The sequence below is a fragment of the Micromonospora sp. NRRL B-16802 genome, from assembly GCF_001279555.1.
Classification (GTDB): Bacteria; Actinomycetota; Actinomycetes; order Mycobacteriales; family Micromonosporaceae; genus Micromonospora; species Micromonospora profundi.
Map to the genome: position 1 here is coordinate 391,282 of NZ_LGEB01000086.1, position 20,788 is coordinate 412,069.

General features: G+C 69.9%; 19 protein-coding genes. 8 read left to right on the forward strand and 11 right to left on the reverse strand.

What is annotated here, in order from left to right:
- Positions 1-28: 28 nt before the first annotated feature.
- The 3 genes from ADK66_RS24990 to ADK66_RS25000 all read left to right on the forward strand — a co-directional run bounded on the left by ADK66_RS24990 (position 29) and on the right by ADK66_RS25000 (position 2,166).
- Positions 29-763, forward strand: a complete 735-nt coding sequence (locus ADK66_RS24990) for a hypothetical protein (protein WP_053659344.1) — start codon at positions 29-31, stop codon at positions 761-763.
- 98 nt (positions 764-861) lie between these two features.
- Positions 862-1,110: a type II toxin-antitoxin system Phd/YefM family antitoxin gene (locus ADK66_RS24995; protein WP_053659347.1), complete on the forward strand. Its 249-nt coding sequence runs from the start codon at positions 862-864 to the stop codon at positions 1,108-1,110.
- Between the two features lie 96 nt (positions 1,111-1,206).
- Complete coding sequence (locus ADK66_RS25000; RefSeq protein ID WP_053659349.1) at positions 1,207-2,166, forward strand: GNAT family N-acetyltransferase; 960 nt, start codon at positions 1,207-1,209, stop codon at positions 2,164-2,166.
- Between the two features lie 96 nt (positions 2,167-2,262).
- Here ADK66_RS25000 and ADK66_RS25005 read toward each other — a convergent pair whose 3' ends face one another.
- On the reverse strand, positions 2,263-2,718 hold the full coding sequence (locus ADK66_RS25005; protein ID WP_053659351.1) for a gamma-glutamylcyclotransferase: 456 nt from the start codon (positions 2,716-2,718) through the stop codon (positions 2,263-2,265).
- A gap of 106 nt (positions 2,719-2,824) precedes the next feature.
- Here ADK66_RS25005 and ADK66_RS25010 point away from each other — a divergent pair, with 106 nt between their 5' ends.
- Positions 2,825-4,228, forward strand: a complete 1,404-nt coding sequence (locus tag ADK66_RS25010) for an NAD(P)H-quinone dehydrogenase (protein WP_053659353.1) — start codon at positions 2,825-2,827, stop codon at positions 4,226-4,228.
- A gap of 38 nt (positions 4,229-4,266) precedes the next feature.
- On the opposite strand, the gene ADK66_RS25015 is transcribed toward ADK66_RS25010, so the two are convergent.
- On the reverse strand, positions 4,267-4,917 hold the full coding sequence (locus ADK66_RS25015) for a DUF998 domain-containing protein (RefSeq protein WP_053659497.1): 651 nt from the start codon (positions 4,915-4,917) through the stop codon (positions 4,267-4,269).
- A 72-nt stretch (positions 4,918-4,989) separates the two neighbouring features.
- Entirely contained in the window at positions 4,990-5,685 is a 696-nt protein-coding gene (locus ADK66_RS25020; RefSeq protein ID WP_231640179.1) for a DedA family protein, read from the reverse strand.
- A gap of 516 nt (positions 5,686-6,201) precedes the next feature.
- On the opposite strand from ADK66_RS25020, the gene thrS reads away from it, so the two are divergent.
- Positions 6,202-7,419: a threonine--tRNA ligase gene (gene thrS / locus ADK66_RS25025; RefSeq protein ID WP_053659499.1), complete on the forward strand. Its 1,218-nt coding sequence runs from the start codon at positions 6,202-6,204 to the stop codon at positions 7,417-7,419.
- Between the two features lie 39 nt (positions 7,420-7,458).
- Here the strand turns inward: thrS and ADK66_RS25030 are convergent, their stop codons facing one another.
- From ADK66_RS25030 to ADK66_RS25050, 5 genes are all read right to left on the reverse strand, one after another.
- A complete protein-coding gene (locus ADK66_RS25030) occupies positions 7,459-9,549 on the reverse strand; it encodes an ABC transporter ATP-binding protein (protein WP_082377643.1) in 2,091 nt (696 codons plus the stop codon).
- Complete coding sequence (locus ADK66_RS25035) at positions 9,546-11,279, reverse strand: ABC transporter ATP-binding protein (protein ID WP_053659354.1); 1,734 nt, start codon at positions 11,277-11,279, stop codon at positions 9,546-9,548. Before ADK66_RS25035 ends, ADK66_RS25030 begins: the two co-directional genes overlap by 4 nt.
- Positions 11,273-11,755, reverse strand: coding sequence for a MarR family winged helix-turn-helix transcriptional regulator (locus ADK66_RS25040; protein WP_053659356.1), 483 nt, complete (start codon positions 11,753-11,755; stop codon positions 11,273-11,275). Before ADK66_RS25040 ends, ADK66_RS25035 begins: the two co-directional genes overlap by 7 nt.
- Before the next feature lie 256 nt (positions 11,756-12,011).
- Positions 12,012-13,451, reverse strand: coding sequence for a GuaB1 family IMP dehydrogenase-related protein (locus ADK66_RS25045; protein ID WP_053659358.1), 1,440 nt, complete (start codon positions 13,449-13,451; stop codon positions 12,012-12,014).
- A 140-nt stretch (positions 13,452-13,591) separates the two neighbouring features.
- Complete coding sequence (locus ADK66_RS25050) at positions 13,592-15,343, reverse strand: biotin carboxylase N-terminal domain-containing protein (protein WP_053659360.1); 1,752 nt, start codon at positions 15,341-15,343, stop codon at positions 13,592-13,594.
- A gap of 147 nt (positions 15,344-15,490) precedes the next feature.
- On the opposite strand from ADK66_RS25050, the gene ADK66_RS25055 reads away from it, so the two are divergent.
- From ADK66_RS25055 to ADK66_RS25065, 3 genes are all read left to right on the forward strand, one after another.
- A complete protein-coding gene (locus ADK66_RS25055; RefSeq protein WP_053659362.1) occupies positions 15,491-16,102 on the forward strand; it encodes a PadR family transcriptional regulator in 612 nt (203 codons plus the stop codon).
- A gap of 122 nt (positions 16,103-16,224) precedes the next feature.
- On the forward strand, positions 16,225-17,184 hold the full coding sequence (locus ADK66_RS25060) for an ATP-binding cassette domain-containing protein (RefSeq protein WP_053659364.1): 960 nt from the start codon (positions 16,225-16,227) through the stop codon (positions 17,182-17,184).
- 18 nt (positions 17,185-17,202) lie between these two features.
- Positions 17,203-17,958, forward strand: a complete 756-nt coding sequence (locus ADK66_RS25065; RefSeq protein WP_053659366.1) for an ABC transporter permease — start codon at positions 17,203-17,205, stop codon at positions 17,956-17,958.
- 69 nt (positions 17,959-18,027) lie between these two features.
- On the opposite strand, the gene ADK66_RS25070 is transcribed toward ADK66_RS25065, so the two are convergent.
- The 3 genes from ADK66_RS25070 to mycP all read right to left on the reverse strand — a co-directional run bounded on the left by ADK66_RS25070 (position 18,028) and on the right by mycP (position 20,706).
- The gene (locus tag ADK66_RS25070; RefSeq protein WP_053659368.1) at positions 18,028-18,681 is read right to left on the reverse strand and encodes an O-methyltransferase; all 654 of its coding nucleotides are present in this window, start codon (positions 18,679-18,681) and stop codon (positions 18,028-18,030) included.
- Positions 18,678-19,457 carry a nucleoside triphosphate pyrophosphatase gene (locus ADK66_RS25075; RefSeq protein WP_053659370.1) on the reverse strand — a complete coding sequence of 260 codons (780 nt, stop codon included), beginning with the start codon at positions 19,455-19,457 and terminating at the stop codon, positions 18,678-18,680. Before ADK66_RS25075 ends, ADK66_RS25070 begins: the two co-directional genes overlap by 4 nt.
- 160 nt (positions 19,458-19,617) lie before the next feature.
- A complete protein-coding gene (mycP, locus tag ADK66_RS25080; RefSeq protein WP_053659503.1) occupies positions 19,618-20,706 on the reverse strand; it encodes a type VII secretion-associated serine protease mycosin in 1,089 nt (362 codons plus the stop codon).
- Positions 20,707-20,788 lie beyond the last annotated feature (82 nt).

The following is a 20,788-nucleotide window of genomic DNA, read 5'->3' on the forward strand; positions in this document are numbered from 1 at the left end:
TGCCGAGCCGTCTTCCGGGGGTGCCCGGATGACGCCGGAGCAGCTCGCCGCCGCCAGCAAACCCGTCGTCCTCGATCTCGGTGACGCGTTCAGCAGATGCCCGAGCACGCTTCGCCGGGCCCGGCTGCTCGGCATCTCCGGCTGGGCGTTCTACATCAGCGGCCGGGCCGGAGCGCTCGGCGACGTACGCGCGGAGACAGCCGCCGCCGCCATCGGCTTCGTCGCCCCGGACGCGGTCGCCGACGGGTGGGACGCGGCGGCCCGGGTCCTCCCGCCGGCCGACGTGGCCGCCGCCAGCCTCGCCGAGTGCTGCCGGTGGGGGACGGAACGGTTGGGCGCGCTGCCGGGAGCCGAGCGGCTGGCCGGGCTCGTCGAGCAGGCGGTGGTCGCCGCGAACGCCAGTGGGATGCCGCTCTTCGCCGCCTGGCGGGCCATGCCGCTGCCCGACCTCTCTCCGGGAGCCCGGAGCGCCGCCGGGCTGCGCGTGCTCCGCGAACACTTCACCGGCGCGTACCTGCTGGCGGTGCGCGCCGCCGGCATGACGCCGCTGGAGGCGGTGCTGGCCGGGCCGGAGGGGGTGGCCGGCGCGGTGGCGTGCGGCTGGCCACAGCCGTACCCGCCGATCGGGCCGCTTGTGCGTCGGCGGCTCTGGGCGGAGGCGGTGACGAACCGGTTGGCCGCGCCCGCGTTCGCGGCACTCGGCCCCGGCGACGGCGCCGAACTTGTGGAGTTGCTGCACCACACCCGCTCCGCCCTCGCCTGAAAAGGACGTTGTCGCTGGCGGCCCGATCCGGTGCGGTGCGAGGTCAGCCGGCCCAGGCGGGGCTAGGCTAAGGAATTGGCTAACCGATGAGGTGCGCCATGTCGGGTGAGGCCGTGCACTACAACATGCACGACGCCAAGACCCACCTGTCGCGCATCATCGAACGGGTCGAACGCGGCGAGGAGATCATCATCGACCGGGCGGGCACCCCGGTGGCGAAGGTCGTGCCGCTGGTGCGGCGCGCCAACCGCACTGCGGTCGGCTCCCTCGCTGGGCAGGTGGATCTCTCGGGCGACCGGGATTCATCCGAGACCAACGCTGAGATCGCCGCAGACTTCACCCGGTGACGTACGCCCACGCCATCGTCTGACAGGGACGGTCCCGACCTGGCCTGGCGAAAAATGGGCGGCACCCTCGACGGTCGGCTGTCAGGATGTGCTGCCGTGACGCTTCCCGCTGGCTGGACCGCGCGCCGGCCCACCCTCGACGACGTACCGGCGATCCTCACGGTCGTGCACGCGGCCGACACCTTCGCCATCGGCCATCCCGACTTCGACGCCGAGGACGTGGAGGCGTCGCTGACCGCCCCCTATGTCGATCCGACCCGCGACTCCTGGCTGGCCGTGGATCCGGACGGCACAGTGGTCGGCTGGGCGACGGTGGACAATCCGACAGGGGTCGGCCGGGAATTCGTGGAGGTCTACGTCGACCCGGACCGGGCGGGCATCGTCCGCGCGCCGCTGCTGGCCCGACAACTCGACCGGGTCGCCGAGCGCGCCGCCGAGCGAGGGCTGCCGGCGCTCACCGTCCGGTGCGCGGTCTTCGCACCCGAGCGCGACTGGGAACGGACACTGCGCGATAGCGGGTTCACCCTCGCCAAGCGGTACGTCCGGATGAACCGCTCGTTGGCCGACCTGCCGGCCGAGCCGCCTCTGCCGGCCGGGGTGACAGTGCGCCCGGTCCGACCCGACGACGAGGCCGAGTTGCGGGAGTTCCACAGGGTCCACGACACCGCCTTCGGCGACACCCCGGATCACGAGCCGTTGTCGTACGAGCGGTGGAGTGCCCGCATCGGCGACGTGACGGCCTGGGACGAGTGGTTCGTCGCCGAGGTGGACGGGGTGCTCGCCGGCGCGTTGCAGTCCTCCGACCAGGGGCTCGACCAGCAGGAGGGCTTCGTGCGGAGCCTGTCGGTGCTGCCCGCGTACCGTCGGCGTGGGGTGGGTGCGGCGTTGCTGCGCCGCGCGTTCGCCCGCTACGCCGAGAAGGGCCGGCTCTCCGTCGGCCTGGGTGTGGACCTCACCAACCCGACCGCCCCGGTGTCGCTCTACCGCTCGGTCGAGCTGCGGGAGACCTGGTGGAGCGACATGTACGAGCTTGTGGTCCCTGCCGCCGGTGTGTGATTGACGACGCTCGACCGGCCCGCCGACCAGCCCGACCGGTGACGGTTGCAGACTGTTCGGGTGCGAAAGGCGCTCAGAGGCTGCGGGGGGACCCGGTCAGGCCGAGGCGGTGCCGGTGGGACGGGAGCGAAGCTCGGTGACGTAGTCGTCAGGGGCACCCGCCTTCTCGGCGGCGTTCGCGATCTCGGAGAGGTACCAGGCGGTCGGCAGCCCGCCCTCGTAACCGTCGAACACGTAGATCCACGCGGTCACGTCACCGTCGAGGGTGGAGATCCGGACGTGCAGCTTGCGGTACGTGCCGGCGGCCACCCCCTCCAGCTCGTCGAGCTGGGCCGCGTCGTACGGATCGATGTCGTAGATCGCCACGAACACGCGGTCGCCGGGGGACTCGACGACGGTGGTCACCGCGCCTTCCCAGCCGATGACGTCCTCACCGGCGAAGGTCAGCCGCCAGCCCTCCAGCCAGCCGGTGCCCACCATCGGCGAGTGCGGGCAGTAGGCCCGCATCCGGGCTGGATCGAGGTTTGAGCCGTAGGCGGCGTGATGACCCACGGCGATGACGATAGCCCGGCGGACGGGTGGGGGAGAATACGACTGTGCGTGTCGGACGCGTTCGGGAGAAGAAAGTCACTGTGAGCATCAACGAAGGGCGAACGCTGTGAGCCGGATCGTGATCATCGGCGGTGGGCCGGCCGGGTACGAGGCGGCGCTTGTCGCCGCCCAACTGGACGCCGATGTCACCGTGGTGGAGGCCGACGGCGCGGGCGGGGCCTGCGTGCTGTCCGACTGCGTGCCGTCGAAGACGTTCATCGCCAGCTCGCAGGTGGTCACCGGCTACCGGGACACCGAGGAGTTCGGGGTGCACTCGGACGGGCTGGAGGCGGTCACCGTCGACGCGCGGGCCGTACACGAGCGGGTCAGGCGCCTGGCGCTGGCGCAGTCCGCCGACATCCACGCCAAGCTGCTCAAGGCGGGAGTCACCTTCGTGGCCGGCACCGCCCGGCTGGGCGAGGACGCCCTCGGGCACACCCACATGGTCATCATCACCCCGGCCGACGGAGGCGAGGAATACTCGATCGCCGCGTCCACCGTGCTGGTGGCCACCGGCTCGACGCCCCGCCAACTGCCGACGGCCGTGCCGGACGGCGAGCGCATCCTTACCTGGCGCCAGGTGTACGACCTGCCGGAGCTGCCCGAACACCTGATCGTGGTGGGCTCCGGTGTCACCGGCGCCGAGTTCGCAAGCGCGTACCTGGCGATGGGGGTCCAGGTCACTCTGGTGTCCAGCCGGGACCGGGTGATGCCGCACGAGGACGCCGACGCGGCGTCGGCCATCGAGCGGGTGTTCCGCAACCGGGGCATGACGATCCTCAACAACTCGCGCGCCAACGCGGTCCGGCGTACCGCCGACGGGGTGGAGGTGGAGTTGTCCGACGGCCGCAAGGTCGCCGGTTCGCACGCGCTCATCGCGGTGGGCTCGATCCCGAACACCGCCGACCTGGGCCTGGCCGAGTACGGCGTGGAGCTGGGCCGGGGCGGCTACGTCACTGTCGACAGGGTTTCCCGGACGAACGTTCCCGGCATCTACGCCGCCGGTGACTGCACAGGTGTGCTGCTGCTGGCAAGCGTCGCCGCCATGCAGGGCCGGATCGCGATGTGGCACGCCCTCGGCGAGGCGGTCCGGCCGCTGCGGCTGCGGACGGTCTCGGCGAACGTCTTCACCGACCCGGAGCTGGCCACCGTGGGTGTCTCGCAGGACGAGGTCGACGCGGGCAAGATCCCGGCCCGGCCGGTGATGCTGCCGTTGTCCGGCAACGCGCGGGCCAAGATGGACGATCTGTCCGACGGCTTCGTGAAGCTGTTCTGCCGGCCGGCGAGCGGGCAGGTGATCGGCGGTGTGGTCGTCGCGCCGAAGGCCAGCGAGCTGATTCTGCCGATCACGCTGGCGGTGGAGAACAACCTGACGGTCAACGAGCTGGCCCAGACGATCACGATCTACCCAAGCCTCTCCGGCTCGATAACAGAAGCGGCCCGCCAGCTGATGCTCCACGAGCTGGAATGACCCGTGCTCTCGTCGATCATGGAGTTGTGGTGGCCGGTTTACGCCGGCACACCCCTTTTGCGGGGCACCACAACTCCATGATCGACCAGGGGGCGGGTTTGGAGCACGGCCAGGGTCGCTAACACAGCTACCTCGGTCAGGATCAGCAGGCGTTCTATCAGGCCCAGCAGGACTCGGTCGCCGGGGTAGGCGGACCAGATCATCGCCGCCGCCAGGGTCAGGCTGAGCGCGACCAGGGCACGAATGACCCCTGCGGCGGGTGCCACGTCGGGCCGGCGGGCGAGCAGCCAACCGGCGGCCGGCAGCGCCAGGAAGGCGACCACCGAGGCGTACCGGTGCAGGTAGGCGGCGGTGGTCATGGCGGTGCCCGGGTCGTTTGTCGGCACCACCGCGGCCAGCAGCAGCCCTGCCACCCACGCGACGAGCAGCAGGTCAGTGGCCCGGCCGGCCCGTGTACGCGGGCGGGGCGGGCCGGTGCGGCGCAGCCCGTACAGCAGCGCGACGCTTGCGAGCGCGAGCACCACCATCGCGGCGTCGATGACGCCACCCCTGTCGGAGACGGCGAAGTCGCTGATCGTCAACGTCCACGGGTCGAGGTGGTCGACCTCGAGATGGCCGATCACTGTGAGCAGGGCCGCGAGGGCGATCCCGCCGAGGGCCAGCAGTCCGGTGTTCCGGGTTCCAGGCATGACCCAGCCTGTCGCCGGGAGCACCCGAGCCGGATCCGGGACAGCCACCGACATGGCCCCCAGAAACCACCCCTAGAGGCAGCTTCGTCGATCTTGCACTTTCGGTCGCCGTTCTGCGTGCTTCGCGCCATTCGTCGGGGCACAAAGTGCAAGATCGCGGGGGATTGGGGCGGCGGCGGTGCGGGCATGGCGGGCGTTGATGAGCGTCATCGCCCATCCTGCTGCCGCGAAGCCGGCTGCCGCTGCGGCGGCGATGATGGCCAGGCGCCACGCCGACTGGGTGAGTGCCGTGCCGCCCAGGTGCCCCACCATCGCGCCGTAGGTGGCCCAGCCCAGCGCGGCCACGCCCTCGTAGAGCAGGAACAGCCTGTACGGGTACCGGCTGCGGCCGGCCGAGAAGCACGCCGCCATGCGTCCCCCGGGCACGAACCGGCAGAGCAGGAAGACCATCGGCCCCGGTTGTCGCAGACCCTGCGTGACCCTGCTGGCCATCCGCCGGGCACGGCTCAGTTCGCTGTGCCGGGGTGCCCGTCGATCCGGTGCGCTTCGGCCGAGCAGGTAGCAGGCCAGATCCCCGACGAAAACGCCAAGCGCGCCGACGGCGATGATGACCGGCAGGCTGAGGCCGCCGTACACGGTGAGCGCACCGCTGGTGATCATGATGAGCTGGGTGGGGATCACCGGGACGAAGGCGTCAGCGATCAGCAATCCGAGCAGCACCAGGTACGCCCACGTCGGTGACGCGACGTCAGTCAGTAGTTCGGGCACGCCTGCCACCTCGCCGGATGCGGCCGATTGTGTGTGTCGAGCCTGACGTCGTGCCCGGCGTCACCGTGCACGGCCCCGTCCCGTCGTGACCGTCGACACCACAGGCCACCCAGTTACAACGAGTTGAACCATCTTTAGGTGACGCCTCCAGGGTTGACGCACGGCGTCCGAGGCGGTCGGCGGATCGGCCCTCGTCGGCGTACCGTTGTCGGCGCGGCCGAGCCCGTCGGGTCCCCCGTTCCTGACGACTCGGGTTGCCCCGGGCCGCCGGCGGGTCCCGCGCCGGCGGCCCACCCCCTCTCCGACTGCCGCAAAACCCTGTGCGTCCTGCACCGCAGGGGCGGTAGCGTCGCCGCATGCGCAGCGCGGTAGTGATGACCACGACGCCGGGTGTCCCCGGCGTGCCGCTCTGACGTAACCACAGTCGACAAGGCCCCGGGGCGATCCGCCCCCGAGGGCCGCGCGGCGTTCGGAGTCCAGGTCGCCCCCGGGTCGTACCCGATCCAGGAGCGCGACATGATCGACCACCGAAGGCTTGGCCGTGAGTTGGACCTCTTCGTCTCCGATCCGCTTGCCGGGGCCGGCCTGCCGATCTGGCTGCCGGCCGGTGCCGCCGCCCGGCACGCCGTCGAGGAGTACGTCCGTGAGTTGGAGCGCCGGTCCGGCCACCAACACGTCTACTCGCCGCCGCTCGGCAAACGCGAACTGTTCGAACTCTCCGGGCACCTCGGCTACTTCGCCGACGACATGTTCCCCCCGATGCGACTGAGCGCCGACGACGAGGTAGTGCTGCGGCCCGCGCTCTGCCCGCACCATGCGCTTGTCTTCCGCGCCCGGGGTCGCTCCTACCGGGAGCTGCCGCTGCGGATCGCCGAGCTGGGCGGCATGTACCGCTCGGAGCGCTCGGGAGTGCTCGGCGGGCTGTCCCGGGTCCGCGCCATCTCGCTCAACGACGCGCACACCTTCTGCGCACCGGACCAGGTCGGCGCCGAGGTCGTCGAGATCCTCAGGCTGATCCGCGCCGCGCACGCCGCGCTCGGCGTCCGTCCGGCCGGCTTCCGACTGTCGGTGCGCGGACCGGCCGGCAGGTACGTCGGCGACGACGCGCAATGGTCCTACGCCGAGAACCTGCTCCGAGGCGCGCTCGACGGTGCGGAGTACGTCGAGGTGCCGGGCGAGGCAGCCTTCTACGGTCCGAAGATCGACATCCAGATCGTCGACGCGGCCGGCCGGGAGTCGACCATCTCCACCATCCAACTCGACTTCGACAAGCCGGAGCGGTTCGACCTGTCGTACACCGATTCCGACGGCAGCCGGCGTCGCCCTGTGATGGTGCATCGCAGCCTCGTGGGCAGCATGGAGCGGCTGTTCGCGTACCTCATCGAGGTGCACGAGGGCGCCTTCCCGGCCTGGTACGCGCCGGTCCAGCTGGCGCTGCTGCCGGTGGGCGACGAGCAGGCCGGCGCGGCGGCCGAGCTGGCGCGGCGGGCACTCGACGCCGGGCTGCGGGTCGAGGTCGACGTGGCCGGCTCGCTGGGCGCCCGGGTACGGGACGCGGCTCGCCGCCGTATCCCGTACCTCGGGGTGTTGGGCTCTCGGGAGGTGGCCGACGGGCGGTTGGCGCTGCGCCTGCGCGGCGGCCGTGCTCTGGATCCGATGCCCGTCGCCGACGTGCTCGCCCTGATCAGCGGGCAGGTCGCCGCCCGCGCGGCCGACCTGCTGCCGCCGGGCTGACCCGCCCGCCGACTGCGGTGTGCACACGGCCGGCCGCCCTCAGACCGACGCGGGCTGCGCGGTGGGGGCGGCCGGCTCCTCGTCGACCACCGCCCCGGTGAACTGGGATCGGTAGAGCCGGTGGTACGCGCCCTTGGCGGCGAGCAGTTGCTCGTGGGTGCCCTGCTCGACGATGCGACCGTTCTCCATCATGAGGATCAGGTCGGCGTCGCGGATGGTGGAGAGCCGGTGCGCGATGACGAAGCTTGTCCGGTCCGAGCGCAGCGCCGCCATCGCCCGCTGGAGCAGCACCTCGGTGCGGGTGTCCACCGAGCTTGTCGCCTCATCGAGGATCAGCAGGGACGGTTCGGCGAGGAACGCCCGCGCGATGGTGATGAGCTGCTTCTCGCCGGCGCTGACGTTGCTGCCCTCCTCGTCGATGACAGTGTCGTAGCCGTCGGGGAGGCTCCGCACGAACCGGTCCACGAAGGTGGCCCGGGCCGCGGCGAGGATCTCCTCCTCGGTTGCGTCCGGCCGTCCGTAGGCGATGTTGTCCCGGATGGTGCCGCCGAAGAGCCAGGTGTCCTGGAGCACCATGCCGATCCGACCGCGCAGGTCGTCGCGGCGCATCGTGGTGATGTCCACCCCGTCTAGGGTGATCCGTCCGGCGTCCAGCTCGTAGAAGCGCATGACCAGGTTGACGAGTGTGGTCTTGCCGGCGCCGGTCGGCCCGACGATGGCAACCGTGTGACCCGGTTCGGCGACAAGCGACAGGTCGTCGATCAGCGGCTTGTCCGGGTCGTACCGGAAGGAGACGTGCTCGAACTCGACCCGCCCGTGCGGGTCGCTGACGCGGGCCGGCGCGACAGGGTCGGGGCTCTGCTCGTCGGCGTCGAGCACCGCGAAGACCCGCTCGGCCGAGGCCACCCCGGACTGGAGCAGGTTGGCCATCGAGGCGAGCTGCGTGAGCGGCTGGGTGAACTGGCGGGAGTACTGGATGAACGCCTGCACGTCGCCGAGGCTCATCGTGCCCGATGCCACCCGCAGCCCACCGACCACGGCGATCGCCACGTAGCTCAGGTTTCCGATGAACATCATCGACGGCATGATGATCCCGGAGATGAACTGGGCGCCGAAGCTTGCCCGGAACAGCTCCTCGTTCTTGGCGTGGAACGCGGCCTCCACCTCGCGCTGCCGGCCGAAGACCTTCACCAGCTCGTGACCGGTGTACGCCTCCTCGATCTGGCCGTTCAGCTCGCCGGTGTGCGTCCACTGCGCGATGAACTGCTTCTGCGAGCGCTTCGCGATGCGCTGCGTGACGAGCACCGACAGCGGCACCGCGACCAGGGCCACCAGGGCCAGCAGTGGCGAGATCCAGAACATCACACCGAGTACGCCGACGACTGTCAGCAGCGAGGTGAGCAGCTGGCTGAGGGTCTGCTGGAGGCTTGTGGAGATGTTGTCGATGTCGTTCGTGACGCGGCTCAGCAGCTCGCCGCGCGGCTGCTTGTCGAAGTAGGGCAGCGGCAGCCGGTTGAGTTTCTCCTCCACCTCGGCGCGCAACCGCAGCACTGTGCGCTGCACGACGCCGTTGAGCAGCCAGCCCTGCCACCACGACAGCAGGCTCGCCGCCAGGTAGAGCCCGAGCGCCAGCAGCAGCACCCGACTCAGGGCGCTGAAGTCGATGCCCACCCCCGGCACGACGTCCATCCGGGCCAGCATGTCGGCGAAGCTGTCGTTGCCGCTGGCGCGAGCCGCCGCGACGGCCTGCTCCGTGGTAGTGCCCGCCTCCAGGTTGCGACCGATCACGCCGTTGAAGATCAGGTCGGTTGCGTGGCCGAGGATCTTCGGCCCGGCCACGCTGAACCCGACACTCACCACCGCGAGGGTGATGATCGCGGTGAGGTGCAACCGGTGCGGGCGTAGCCGGCCGAGCAGCCGCCGCGCGGACGGTCCGAAGTTCATCGACTTCTCGGCGGGCATCCCGGCGCTCGCCCAGTGCGGTCCGCCGGCCGGGCGGCCCGGCGGCAGCCGTTTCGGCGCCGCCGCGTCGCCGCCGGGTTGCTCCGCGCCGGCTGCCGGCGTCCGTTCGTCGCCAGCCGGCTTCTGCGTGGGTACGGCCAAGGTCCGCGGCTCCTCGCGCTCGCTCATGCCGGCACCTCCGCCGTCTGCTGGGAGGCCACGATCTCGGCGTACGTCGGGCAGGTCTGCACCAGCTCCGCATGTCGTCCCACTCCGACGACTCCTCCGTCCTCAAGAACGATGATCTGGTCGGCGTCGACGATCGTGGACACCCGCTGGGCCACGATCACCACTGCGGACCGCGCGGTGACCGGGCGCAGGGCTGCCCGCAGACGCGCGTCGGTGCCGAGGTCGAGCGCGGAGAACGAGTCGTCGAAGAGGTAGATCTCCGGCTGGCGGACAAGCGCCCGGGCGATGGCCAGGCGTTGCCGCTGCCCGCCGGAGACTGTGCTGCCGCCCTGGGCGATCGGGGCGTCCAGGCCGCCGGGCATCTGGGCCACGAACTCGCTGGCCTGGGCGATCTCCAGAGCCGCCCACAGCTCCTCGTCGGTGGCGTCCGGGTTGCCGTAGCGCAGGTTGCTGGCGACCGTGCCGGTGAACAGGTACGGCCGCTGCGGCACCAGGCCGATCCTCTTCCACAGCTCCTCGGGTGCCATCTCGCGGACGTCCACGCCGTCGACAAGCACCGCGCCGCCTGTGACGTCGACCAGGCGGGGGATGAGCGACAGCAGTGTCGTCTTGCCGGCGCCGGTGCTGCCGATGATCGCTGTGGTTGTGCCCGGGGTGGCCCGGAAGGAGATGTCCCGCAGCACCGGGTCGACGGCGCCCGGGTACTGGAACCGCACGTCGCGCAGCTCAAGCTCGGCCCGGGTGGGCAACTCGGTGACCGGCTCGGCGGCGGGGACCACCGACGAGTCGGTGTCCAGCACCTCGATGATCCGCTCGGCGCAGACCGCCGCGCGGGGCACCATCATCATCATGAAGGTGGCCATCATGACGGCCATCAGGATCTGCATCAGGTACTGCAGGAAGGCGGTGAGCGCGCCGACCTGGATGGCGCCTGCGTCCACCCGCTGCGCGCCGAACCACAGCACTGCCACGCTGGAGACGTTCAGCACCAGCATGACCACCGGGAAGATCATCGCCATCAGTCGGCCGGTACGCAGCGCGGTGGCGGTCAGGTCGGCGTTGGCGACGGCGAAGCGATCCGTCTCGTACGGCTCACGGACGAACGCGCGAACCACCCGGATGCCGGTGATCTGCTCGCGCAGCACCCGGTTGACCGTGTCGATCCGGGTCTGCATGAGCCGGAAACCCGGCACCATCCGGCGGATGATCGCGCTCAGCACGATGGCCAGGACCGGCACGCTGACAAGCATCAGCCAGGAGAGCCCGATGTCCTCGCGCAGCGCCATCACCACGCCGCCGACGCTCATGATCGGCGCGGCCACCAACATGGTGCAGCTCATCAGCACGAGCATCTGCACCTGTTGCACGTCGTTGGTGTTGCGAGTGATCAACGACGGCGCGCCGAACCGGGCCACCTCGCGGGCGGAGAAGCGGTTGACGTGGCCGAACAACCGGGCGCGTACGTCCCGGCCGAAGCCCATGGCGATCCGCGCGCCCAGGTAGACGGCGGCGATCGAACAGATGATCTGGATGAGGCTGACCAGCAGCATCCAGCCGCCGGTGCGCACGATGTAGTCGGTGTCGCCCTGGGCCACGCCCTGGTCGATGATGTCCGCGTTGAGGCTGGGCAGGTAGAGCGAGGCCATGGTGCCCACGAACTGGAGCAGCACCACCGCGAGCAACGGCCGCCGGTAGGTGCCCAGTTGATCGCGTAGGAGTCGGATCAGCACGCCGGGTCCCCCGATCCGGTGGTGTGTGCGGTCATCTGCGGGTCGTCCGCGTTGGCGATGACCTCAAGGAGGAACTCGCGGATCACCTGGGCCTTCGCCGGGTCGGCGTCGACGGAGGTGAGCGGGCGTCCGGAGTGCATCAACGCGCTGAGTGCTGCCACACGTTCCCGCCCGGCGGGGGTGATGGCGAGTCGAACGCTGCGCCTGTCGCTGTCGTCACGCTGCCGCTCGACCAGACCGTCGCGGGCAAGCGTGTCCACGATGCCGGTCAGTGTGGCCGGGCGGACGAAACACCGCTCGGCCACCTGCCGGTGCGGCAGCTCGCCATGTCGGGCGAGCGTCATCAGCGTCACCATGCCGGCCTGGGTGAGGCCGTGGTCCTCGGCGAGATAGCGGTTCCACTGTTGCCCGACGAGGTGCCCGGCGACCACGAGCAGTCGGCCGAGCGGAGCGTCCTGGAGGGTCACGAGTTTCACCCAAGCAGGTTAGCTCCCTGATAGTCAGGTCCCAAACGAATTCCCCAAACCCTCGCGCCCCACCCCGCTCCGCGCCGCGCCGCGCCCCTCCTCCGCGCCAGCCCTCTCCTCCGCCGACCCTCTCCTCCGCAGTGTCGATCATGGAGTTGTGGTGGGCGGTTCACCCATCAGTGCCCCTTTTGTGAGGCACCACAACTCCATGATCGACGCGGGAGACGGGCGGGGACGGCGGAGGCGGGCGGGGACCGGGGCGGGGTTACCAGCTCGTGGGCAGCGGCATTCCCTCGGTGAAGCCGGCGGCGCTCTGCACGCCGACGATCGCCCGCTCGTGGAACTGCTCCAGGTTCCGTGCCCCCGCGTAGGTGAAGGCGCTGCGCACCCCGGCGATGATCTCGTCGATCAGGTCCTCGACGCCGGGCCGGGCCGGGTCCAGATACATGCGGGCCGACGAGATGCCCTCCTCGAACACCGCCTTGCGGGCCCGGTCGTACGCGCTGTCGTCGGCGGTACGGGCGCTGACCGCGCGCGCCGAGGCCATCCCGAAGCTCTCCTTGTACCGTCGACCGTCGGCCTCGGTGTACAGGTCACCGGGCGACTCGCAGGTGCCGGCGAACCACGAGCCGATCATCACGTTCGACGCGCCGGCCGCGAGCGCCAGCGCCACGTCGCGCGGGTGCCGTACGCCGCCGTCGGCCCACACGTGCCGACCCAGCGCCCGGGCCGCCGCCGAGCAGTCGAGCACTGCGGAGAACTGCGGGCGGCCCACACCGGTCATCATCCGGGTCGTACACATGGCACCCGGCCCGACGCCGACCTTGATGATGTCGGCGCCCGCCTCGACCAGGTCGCGTACCCCCTCGGCGGTGACCACGTTGCCGGCCGCCACCGGGACGCCCGGGTCCAGCTTCCGGACCGCCCGCAGCGCCGAGATCATCCGCTCCTGGTGGCCGTGCGCGGTGTCCACGACAAGCGTGTCCACCCCTGCCTCCAGCAGGGCGCGGGCCTTGCCGGTGACGTCCCCGTTGATCCCGACCGCCGCGGCGATGCGCAGCCGGCCCTGGTCGTCCACCGCCGGCGTGTAGAGGGTGGCGCGCAGCGCGCCCTGCCGGGTCAGCACCCCGACCAGCCGGCCGTCGGCGTCCACCACGGGGGCGAGACGGCGCCGGCCTGCGGAGAGCAGGTCGAAGCCGGTACGCGGGTCCGCGTCCGCCGGGACGGTGTGCAGCGCTGTGGACATCACGTGCCGCAGTTGGGCGAACCGGTCCACGCCCACCGTGTCCGCCTCGGTGACCACACCCACCGGTCGCCCCGCCTCGTCGACCACGATCACCGCGCCGTGCGCACGCTTCGGCAGCAGGTGGATGGCATCTCCGACGGTCTCGGTCGGGCCGAGGGTGATTGGCGTGTCGTAGACCAGGTGGCGCTGCTTGACCCAGGCGACGACGTTCGCGACCACCTCGATCGGGATGTCCTGCGGGATCACCGTGATCGCGCCCCGCCGGGCCACCGTCTCGGCCATCCGCCGCCCGGCGACAGCCGTCATGTTCGACACCACGAGCGGAATCGTGGTGCCGGTGCCGTCACCGGTGGACAGGTCGACGTCGAGGCGGGATCCGAGGTCGGAGCGGGCCGGCGCCATGAAGACGTCGGTGTAGGTCAGGTCGTGCGCGGGGGCCGCGCCGTGAAGGAAACGCACCCGGCCATCATTCCCGCCTCCGGCAATCCGCGCCCACGACGGTGCCGCAAACCACCCCCGCGACGTGCTCCGCGCGGCCGGCCAAAGCGTTAGGAAGGGCCCCTTCTTATGCACCAGGCGTTAATAAGGTGCCCTTCCTTTCAGGCGATGGTGCAGATCGGGGCACCGGCGGTGATGACCGCGCCCACCTCGGCGCTGAGCCCGCTGACAGTGCCCGCCTTGTGGGCGTGCAGCGGCTGCTCCATCTTCATGGCCTCCAGCACCACGACCAGGTCACCCTCGGCCACCGTGTCGCCGTCCGCCACCGCGATCTTGACGATCGTGCCCTGCATGGGCGAGGTGAGCGCGTCACCGCCGACCGCTGCGCCACCCTTGGCACCACCGCCACGACGGGTCGGCTTGCGGGCAGCGGGCGCGGCTGCGGCCGTACCCCCGCCGAAGCCGGCGGGGAGGCTGACCTCGAGGCGCTTGCCGCCGACCTCGACCACGACGGTCTCGCGTTCGGCCGGCGCCTCGGCGGCGCCGGCAGCGGCGGCGAACGGCGGCACCGTGTTGTCGAACTCGGTCTCGATCCACCGGGTGTGCACGCTGAACGGCTCGGCGGTGAACGCCTCGTCGCGCACCACGAGCCGGTGGAACGGCAGTGCGGTGGCCATCCCGTCGAGCACCATCTCGTCAAGTGCGCGGCGGGCGCGCTCCAGCGCCTCGGTCCGCGTCTCACCTGTGATGATCACCTTGGCGAGCAGCGAGTCGAAGTTGCCGCCGATCACGTCGCCGGCCGAGATGCCGGTGTCGACACGCACCCCCGGGCCGCTGGGCAGGCGCAGCGCCGTGACAGTGCCAGGCGCGGGCAGGAAGTTGCGGCCCGGGTCCTCGCCGTTGATCCGGAACTCGATCGAGTGCCCGCGCGGCGCCGGGTCCTCGGTGATCCGCAGCTTCTCGCCGTCGGCGATGCGGAACTGCTCGCGGACCAGGTCGATGCCTGCGGTCTCCTCGGTGACCGGGTGCTCGACCTGGAGCCGGGTGTTGACCTCCAGGAAGGAGATGGTTCCGTCCACGCCGACCAGGTATTCCACGGTGCCGGCACCGTGGTAGCCGGCTTCGCGGCAGATTGCCTTGGCGCTGTCGTGGATCTGCGCCCGCTGGGCGTCGGTGAGGAACGGCGCGGGTGCCTCCTCGACAAGCTTCTGGTGGCGTCGCTGCAACGAGCAGTCGCGGGTGCCCACCACGATCACGTTGCCGTGCTGGTCGGCGAGGACCTGCGCCTCGACGTGCCGCGGCTTGTCCAGGTACCGCTCGACGAAGCACTCGCCCCGGCCGAACGCCGCGACCGCCTCCCGGGTGGCCGACTCGAAGAGTTGCGGGATCTCCTCCATGGTGCGGGCCACCTTGAGCCCGCGCCCGCCGCCACCGAAGGCGGCCTTGATCGCGACCGGCAGGCCGTGGTCCACGGCGAACGCCATCACCTCGTCGGGGCTGGCCACCGGGTCGGGGGTGCCGGGCACGAGCGGAGCGCCCGCCCGCTGGGCGATGTGCCGCGCGGTGACCTTGTCGCCCAGGTCGCGGATCGCCTGCGGGGTGGGGCCGATCCAGGTGAGCCCGGCGTCCATGACCGCCTGGGCGAAGTCGGCGTTCTCGCTGAGAAAGCCATAACCCGGGTGTACGGCGTCAGCGCCGGCCCGTGCGGCGACGTCGAGCAGCTTGTCGATGCGCAGGTACGTGTCGGTCGCGCTGTCCCCGCCGAGGGCGAACGCCTCGTCGGCCAGAGTGGCGTGCAGGGCGTCGCGGTCGGAGTCCGCGTACACCGCGACACTGCTCAGGCCGGCGTCACGGCAGGCGCGGACAACCCGGACAGCGATCTCTCCGCGGTTGGCAATGAGTACCTTGCGCACCTTTGTGACTCCTCCCGGCAGGTTACTGACCGGGAGTTTAGCGGTCACGCAGGAAACCCTAACGGTCGCTCAGTGTGGGATGCCGCACTGTTGACGTAGGCCCTAGTCAAACTTGTCTATTACTCTTATTCAGTGTCTGCAACTCGGATGATGATTCTCGGCCTGGTGCGGTGGATGCAGCCCGTGCACGGCTACGACGTGCGCCGTGAGCTGCTGAGCTGGGGTGCCGACAAGTGGGCGAACGTGCAGCCCGGCTCGATCTACCACGCCCTGCGCAAGCTCACCGAGGAAGGGTTGCTGCGGGCGGTGGCTACCGAGCAGGTCGGTGCCCGCCCGGCGCGTACGACCTATGAGGTGACCACCAAGGGTGACGACGAGTTCGAGACGTTGCTGCGCAACCTGTGGTGGGGCCTCTCGGAGCCGCTGGACCCGTTCTCGGCGGCGTTCTCCTTCCTGCCGGCGATGCCGCGCTCCGAGGCGGCGGCTGCCCTGCGTAACCGTGCCAACCTGCTGCGCGCCAACGTCGCCTCGATGCGTGCCTCGATCGAGTCGGACTGGATCCGCAACGCCAAGCCGGTGCATGTCAGTTGGATGTTCGAGCTCTGGGCCGCGCGCGCCGAGGCGGAGCTGAGCTGGTGCGAGCGGATCGCGGAAAGAGTGGAGTCCGGAGTGTCGTACCTACCTGCTGAGCTGGAGAGCGCGGAGGGTTGGCCAGGGTGGAGAGACGGCGAAGAGCGCCCCGATCCCAACGCGCATTAATCAACATTGACTATAAGAGTTATATCTCGTTAGCCTGCTGACAAGCACATCGGGGGAGTGCGCCGCCCGGCGTCGTCCCTCTCGACAGCCGGCCCGGCCGGCCCGGACGACCAGGAGTAGAAATGATCGAGACCAGGGGGCTGCGGAAGTCGTTCCGCTCCCGCGCGGGTCGAGAGACGAAGACGGTGGACGCCGTACGCGGTGTCGACCTCAAGGTCGCCGAGGGCGAGATATTCGGCTTCCTCGGCCCCAACGGTGCCGGCAAGACCACCACCCTGCGGATGCTCGCCACGCTCATCGAGCCCGACGGCGGCGACGCCACGATCGCCGGCGCCGACCTGCGGAAATCTCCCGCCGAGGTGCGCCGCCGGATCGGCTACGTCCCGCAGGGCGGCAGCACCTGGGACGAGTCCACCGCCCGCGAGGAGTTGGTGCTGCACGCCCGGATGTACGGCATCAGCAAGGCCGACGCGCAGCGCCGCGCCGCCCGCGCGCTTGCCGCCTTCCAACTGACCGAGTACGCCGACCGCAATTGCAAGACCTACTCCGGCGGCCAGCGGCGGCGTGTGGAGATCGCGCTCGGCATCATCCACGAGCCGAAGATCGTCTTCCTGGACGAGCCGACGACCGGCCTCGACCCGCAGAGCCGCGCGCACATGTGGGACGAGATCCGGCGGCTGCGCAGCGACGGCATGACGGTCTTCATCACCACGCACTACCTCGACGAGGCCGACGCGCTCTGCGACCGCATCGCGATCATGGACAACGGCGAGGTCGTCGCCGAGGGCACCCCGGCCGAGCTCAAGCGCGAGATCTCCGGCGACGTGGTGCTCGTCGGGCTCGACCTGGCCGCCACACCGCAGGCCGCCCAGGCGCTCGACGGCGAGCCGTACGTCAACAAGCTGGAGACCGCCGACGAGGGCGGCCTGCGTCTCTACGTCGACGAGGGTGCCACCGTCATTCCGCAGGTGCTGCGCCGACTCGACCACGCCGGGCTGGAGCTGCGCTCGATCGAGCTGCACCGCCCCAGCCTGGACGATGTCTTCCTGACCAAGACCGGCCGCTCGCTGCGCGAGTCCTGACCACCGGAGAGACGACTCATGAAACTCGCCCGTGACACGTGGCTGATCTTCGAACGACAGACCCAACTCCTGCTGCGCAACCCGGTCTGGGTCTTCGTCGGCGTGTTCCAGCCGGTGATGTACCTGCTGCTCTTCGCCCCGCTGCTCAAGCCGGCACTCAACGCGCCCACCCAGGCCGCCGCCTACAAGATCTTCGTACCGGGCCTGCTGGTGCTGCTTGCCATCTTCGGCGGCCTGTTCCAGGGCTTCGGCCTGATCGCCGAGCTGCGCGCCGGCATCATCGAACGCTCCCGGGTCACCCCGATCAGCCGGCTCGCCCTGCTGCTCGGTCGTTCGCTGCGCGACGTGGTCTCGCTGCTCGTGCAGGCCGTCATCATCACCCTGCTGGCGCTCCTGTTCGACCTGCGGGTGTTCATCGGTGACCTGCTGCTGGCGTACCTGATGCTCGCCCTGATCGCCCTCATGACCTCGGCCGTCTCGTACGGCGTCGCGCTCAAGGTCAAGAGCGAGGACGCCCTCGCCCCGCTGATGAACACAGTGGCGCAGCCCGTGCTGCTGCTCTCCGGCATCCTGCTGCCGCTGACCTTCGCACCCGGCTGGTTGCAGGGCATCGCCGACTGGAACCCGTTCTCCTGGGCTGTCGACGGCACCCGGGCGCTGTTCGCCGGTGACCTGGGCAGCGACAAGGTCTGGCAGGGCCTTGCCATCACCGCCGTACTCGCAGCCCTTGGCGTCTTTTGGGCAGCCCGCCAGTTCGCCCGCAGCGTCCGCTGACGCGCAGGTTCTCGGGGTGCCCTGTTGGTGGTTCGGGGCACCCCGATTGCCGCGTGGTGGTGGCGTTCCTCAGTGCACCCGGGCGAGAGTCAGGCCGTCCGCGATCGGCAGCATCACCGGGTCCACCCGTACGTCGGCGAGGACCTCGTCGTTGAAGGCGGCGATGGCCCTGTCGCTTTCGTCCTGCGGGGCGATCACCCGGCCGCCGCGCAGCACATTGTCCACAGCGATCACCCCGCCGGGGCGCATCCGCGGCACCAACTCCGCCCAGTAGACCGGGTACCCCGTCTTGTCCGCGTCGATGAACGCGAAGTCCAGGTGACGCTCGTGCGGCAACTCCCGCAGCCGGTCGGCGGCCGGGCCGATCCGCAGGTCGATCCGGTCCTGCACGCCGGCCCGAGCCCAGTAGCGCCGGGCGATGCCGGTGAACTCCTCGGAGATGTCGAAGCAGGTCAACCGTCCGCCGTCGGGCAGACCCCGGGCGATCGCCAGCGACGACAGCCCTGTGAACGTACCCACCTCGACCGCCTGCCGTACGTCGAGCAGCCGGGTCAGAAAGGTCAGAAACGCGGCCTGCTCCGGCGCCACCTGCATGGTCGCCTGGTCCGGCAGCACCGACCGGGTCTCCTCGGCCAGATCCCGGATGATCTCATCAGGTGGGGCGCCGTGCGCGACCAGGTACGTGTGCAGCTCGTCGGTGAGCGGGATCGACTTAATGGTCATGACCGGACGTTACCGAGCGGCTCGACCGATTGACCGCCCGGCGCGACCTTTGTCCACAAGTCGGTGATCTGTAGGCCCAACTCGGCGAGAAGACGACGCAGCAACGGCATCGACAGGCCGACGACCGTCCCGGGATCACCCTCGATCCGCTCCACGAACGGCCCACCCAACCCGTCGATGGTGAACGCGCCGGCCACCGCCAGCGGCTCCCCACTGGCGACGTACGCGGCGATCTCGTCGTCGCTGATGTCAGCGAAGTGGACAGTGGTCGAAGCGACTGCCTCCGCGCGTCGCCCGGCCGCCATGTCGATCAGGCAGTGCCCGCTGTGCAGGACCCCGCTGCGCCCTCGCATCCGCTGCCAGCGCCGGGTGGCGTCCGCCGGATCGGCAGGCTTGCCGAGGATCTCCCCGTCGAACGCGAGCACCGAGTCACACCCGATCACCAGCGTCCGCTGGTTGGTGCTGGTGCTGGTGCTGGTGCTGGTGCTGGTGACGGGGCCGGCGCTGAGGCCGGGGTCCGGGCTGGCGCTGAGGCCGGGGTCGGTGCCAGGGCTGGGGCTGGTGGGCGGGGTGGACGGGCTCAGCCTGGTCAACACCGCCTGCGCCTTGAGGCGTGCCAACTCCAGGCACAGATCCTCGGCCCGGTCGGTCACCACCACCGACTCGTCGACCCCGCTGACCAGCACATCCGGCTCAATACCGGCGGCCTGGAGCGACTTGCGACGGGCAGGGCTGGCCGAAGCGAGCACAAGACGGAGCGGCAGAGAATCAGACACCCGCCCGACGTTACCGCCTCTCCCCGCGACGCCCGCATGGTCGACACGGGTGCCGCCTGCCGGTGCCAGGCCGGAAAACCCTCTTGATCGACTCGGGTTCCTTGAAATCGCGGTGTCTGTGGGATAGCCCGATTTCAAGGAACCCGAGTCGATCACCACGTCAGCGACTGATCCTCGGCGGCGGATCGTCGCCACGACGCCGACGGCGCAGCACCATCACCCATGCGACACCGGCGGCCACGATCACGCCGAGAGTGACCAGGCCACGCATGGTCGCTGGGCCGTCATCACCCGGCTGGGCAGCGGCCGTCGTACTCGCCCCGCCCCCGGCCGGAGCGCTCACCGATTCAAACCCCAGTGGGGGTACGTCTGCCGTCAGCGCTGCCACTAGGTCGATTACCCCATACCCGTACTCGTCGTCCCGCCCGGGCGGACCCTTGTCGATGGCGGTAGCGGTGAGCCGGTGCGCTACCTCCTGCGCGGGAAGGTGCGGATACTTCGACCTGATCAGCGCCGCCGCCCCGGCGACAATCGCCGTCGCGTCAGAGGTGCCGGTGCCTTTGCGGTACTTGCCGTTGATGCTCGTACTGTAAATATCAACAGCCGGCGCAACAACATCAATCTCCGACCCAGTAACTGCGATCGCCGCGTGATTTCCCCTTCTGTCGACTCCGCCCACGGCGAGGACGCCTTCTTCGCTTGCTGGATAGCCAACCTCTGAGTCGGTTGGGCGGTTGCCCGCAGCGGCCACAACAAGAATATTTGAGGATATTGCTGCCCTGATCGCACTCCTGAGGCGAGGGCTTGAACTACCTGCACTTGAAATGTTGATGATGTCCGCGCCTGAGGATATAGCATATTCTATCGCCTTGGCCAAGTCATCCGAGCTACTTCGGTTATCGGAAGTAGATGACATGACTGGCAGGATCTTGGCTTCCGGAGCGATTCCACGGGCGCCCTGATCGTTGTTTTGCCCATGCGCAGCGATAAGCCCTGCCATGCCGGTGCCATGGCTATTCTGGTCGCCTTTACCATCCCCGGTTCCGCCGCTGACAATGTCGATTCCCGGAAGAAGGTTCCGCACCAAGTCAGGATGTGGATAGACGCCCGTGTCGGGTATTGCCACTATAACTCCGCTTCCTTGACTGACTTCGAGCGCCTGGTCGGCCGCAAGCGACGTTAAGTGCCATTGATCTGTCCGAACTGATCCGGGGCTGCCGGAGAGTGTCGCAGCTTGCGAAGTCGCAATTGCTGCGCTCGCCCCGAGGGTGCTCGCGACAAGAGTCGTGATAATTACTAGAGTGACGCGGATTGCCGGAGGATTCACCGGC

Bases quoted from the DNA above. Each gene is read 5' to 3' on its own strand.
- ADK66_RS25015 (WP_053659497.1), bottom strand. From the start codon at position 4,917: ATGCCTGGAACCCGGAACACCGGACTGCTGGCCCTCGGCGGGATCGCC.
- ADK66_RS25070 (WP_053659368.1), bottom strand. From the start codon at position 18,681: ATGACCATTAAGTCGATCCCGCTCACCGACGAGCTGCACACGTACCTG.
- ADK66_RS24990 (WP_053659344.1), top strand. From the start codon at position 29: ATGACGCCGGAGCAGCTCGCCGCCGCCAGCAAACCCGTCGTCCTCGAT.
- ADK66_RS25060 (WP_053659364.1), top strand. From the start codon at position 16,225: ATGATCGAGACCAGGGGGCTGCGGAAGTCGTTCCGCTCCCGCGCGGGT.
- thrS (WP_053659499.1), top strand. From the start codon at position 6,202: ATGATCGACCACCGAAGGCTTGGCCGTGAGTTGGACCTCTTCGTCTCC.
- ADK66_RS25065 (WP_053659366.1), top strand. From the start codon at position 17,203: ATGAAACTCGCCCGTGACACGTGGCTGATCTTCGAACGACAGACCCAA.
- ADK66_RS25055 (WP_053659362.1), top strand. From the start codon at position 15,491: ATGATGATTCTCGGCCTGGTGCGGTGGATGCAGCCCGTGCACGGCTAC.
- ADK66_RS24995 (WP_053659347.1), top strand. From the start codon at position 862: ATGTCGGGTGAGGCCGTGCACTACAACATGCACGACGCCAAGACCCAC.
- ADK66_RS25030 (WP_082377643.1), bottom strand. From the start codon at position 9,549: ATGAGCGAGCGCGAGGAGCCGCGGACCTTGGCCGTACCCACGCAGAAG.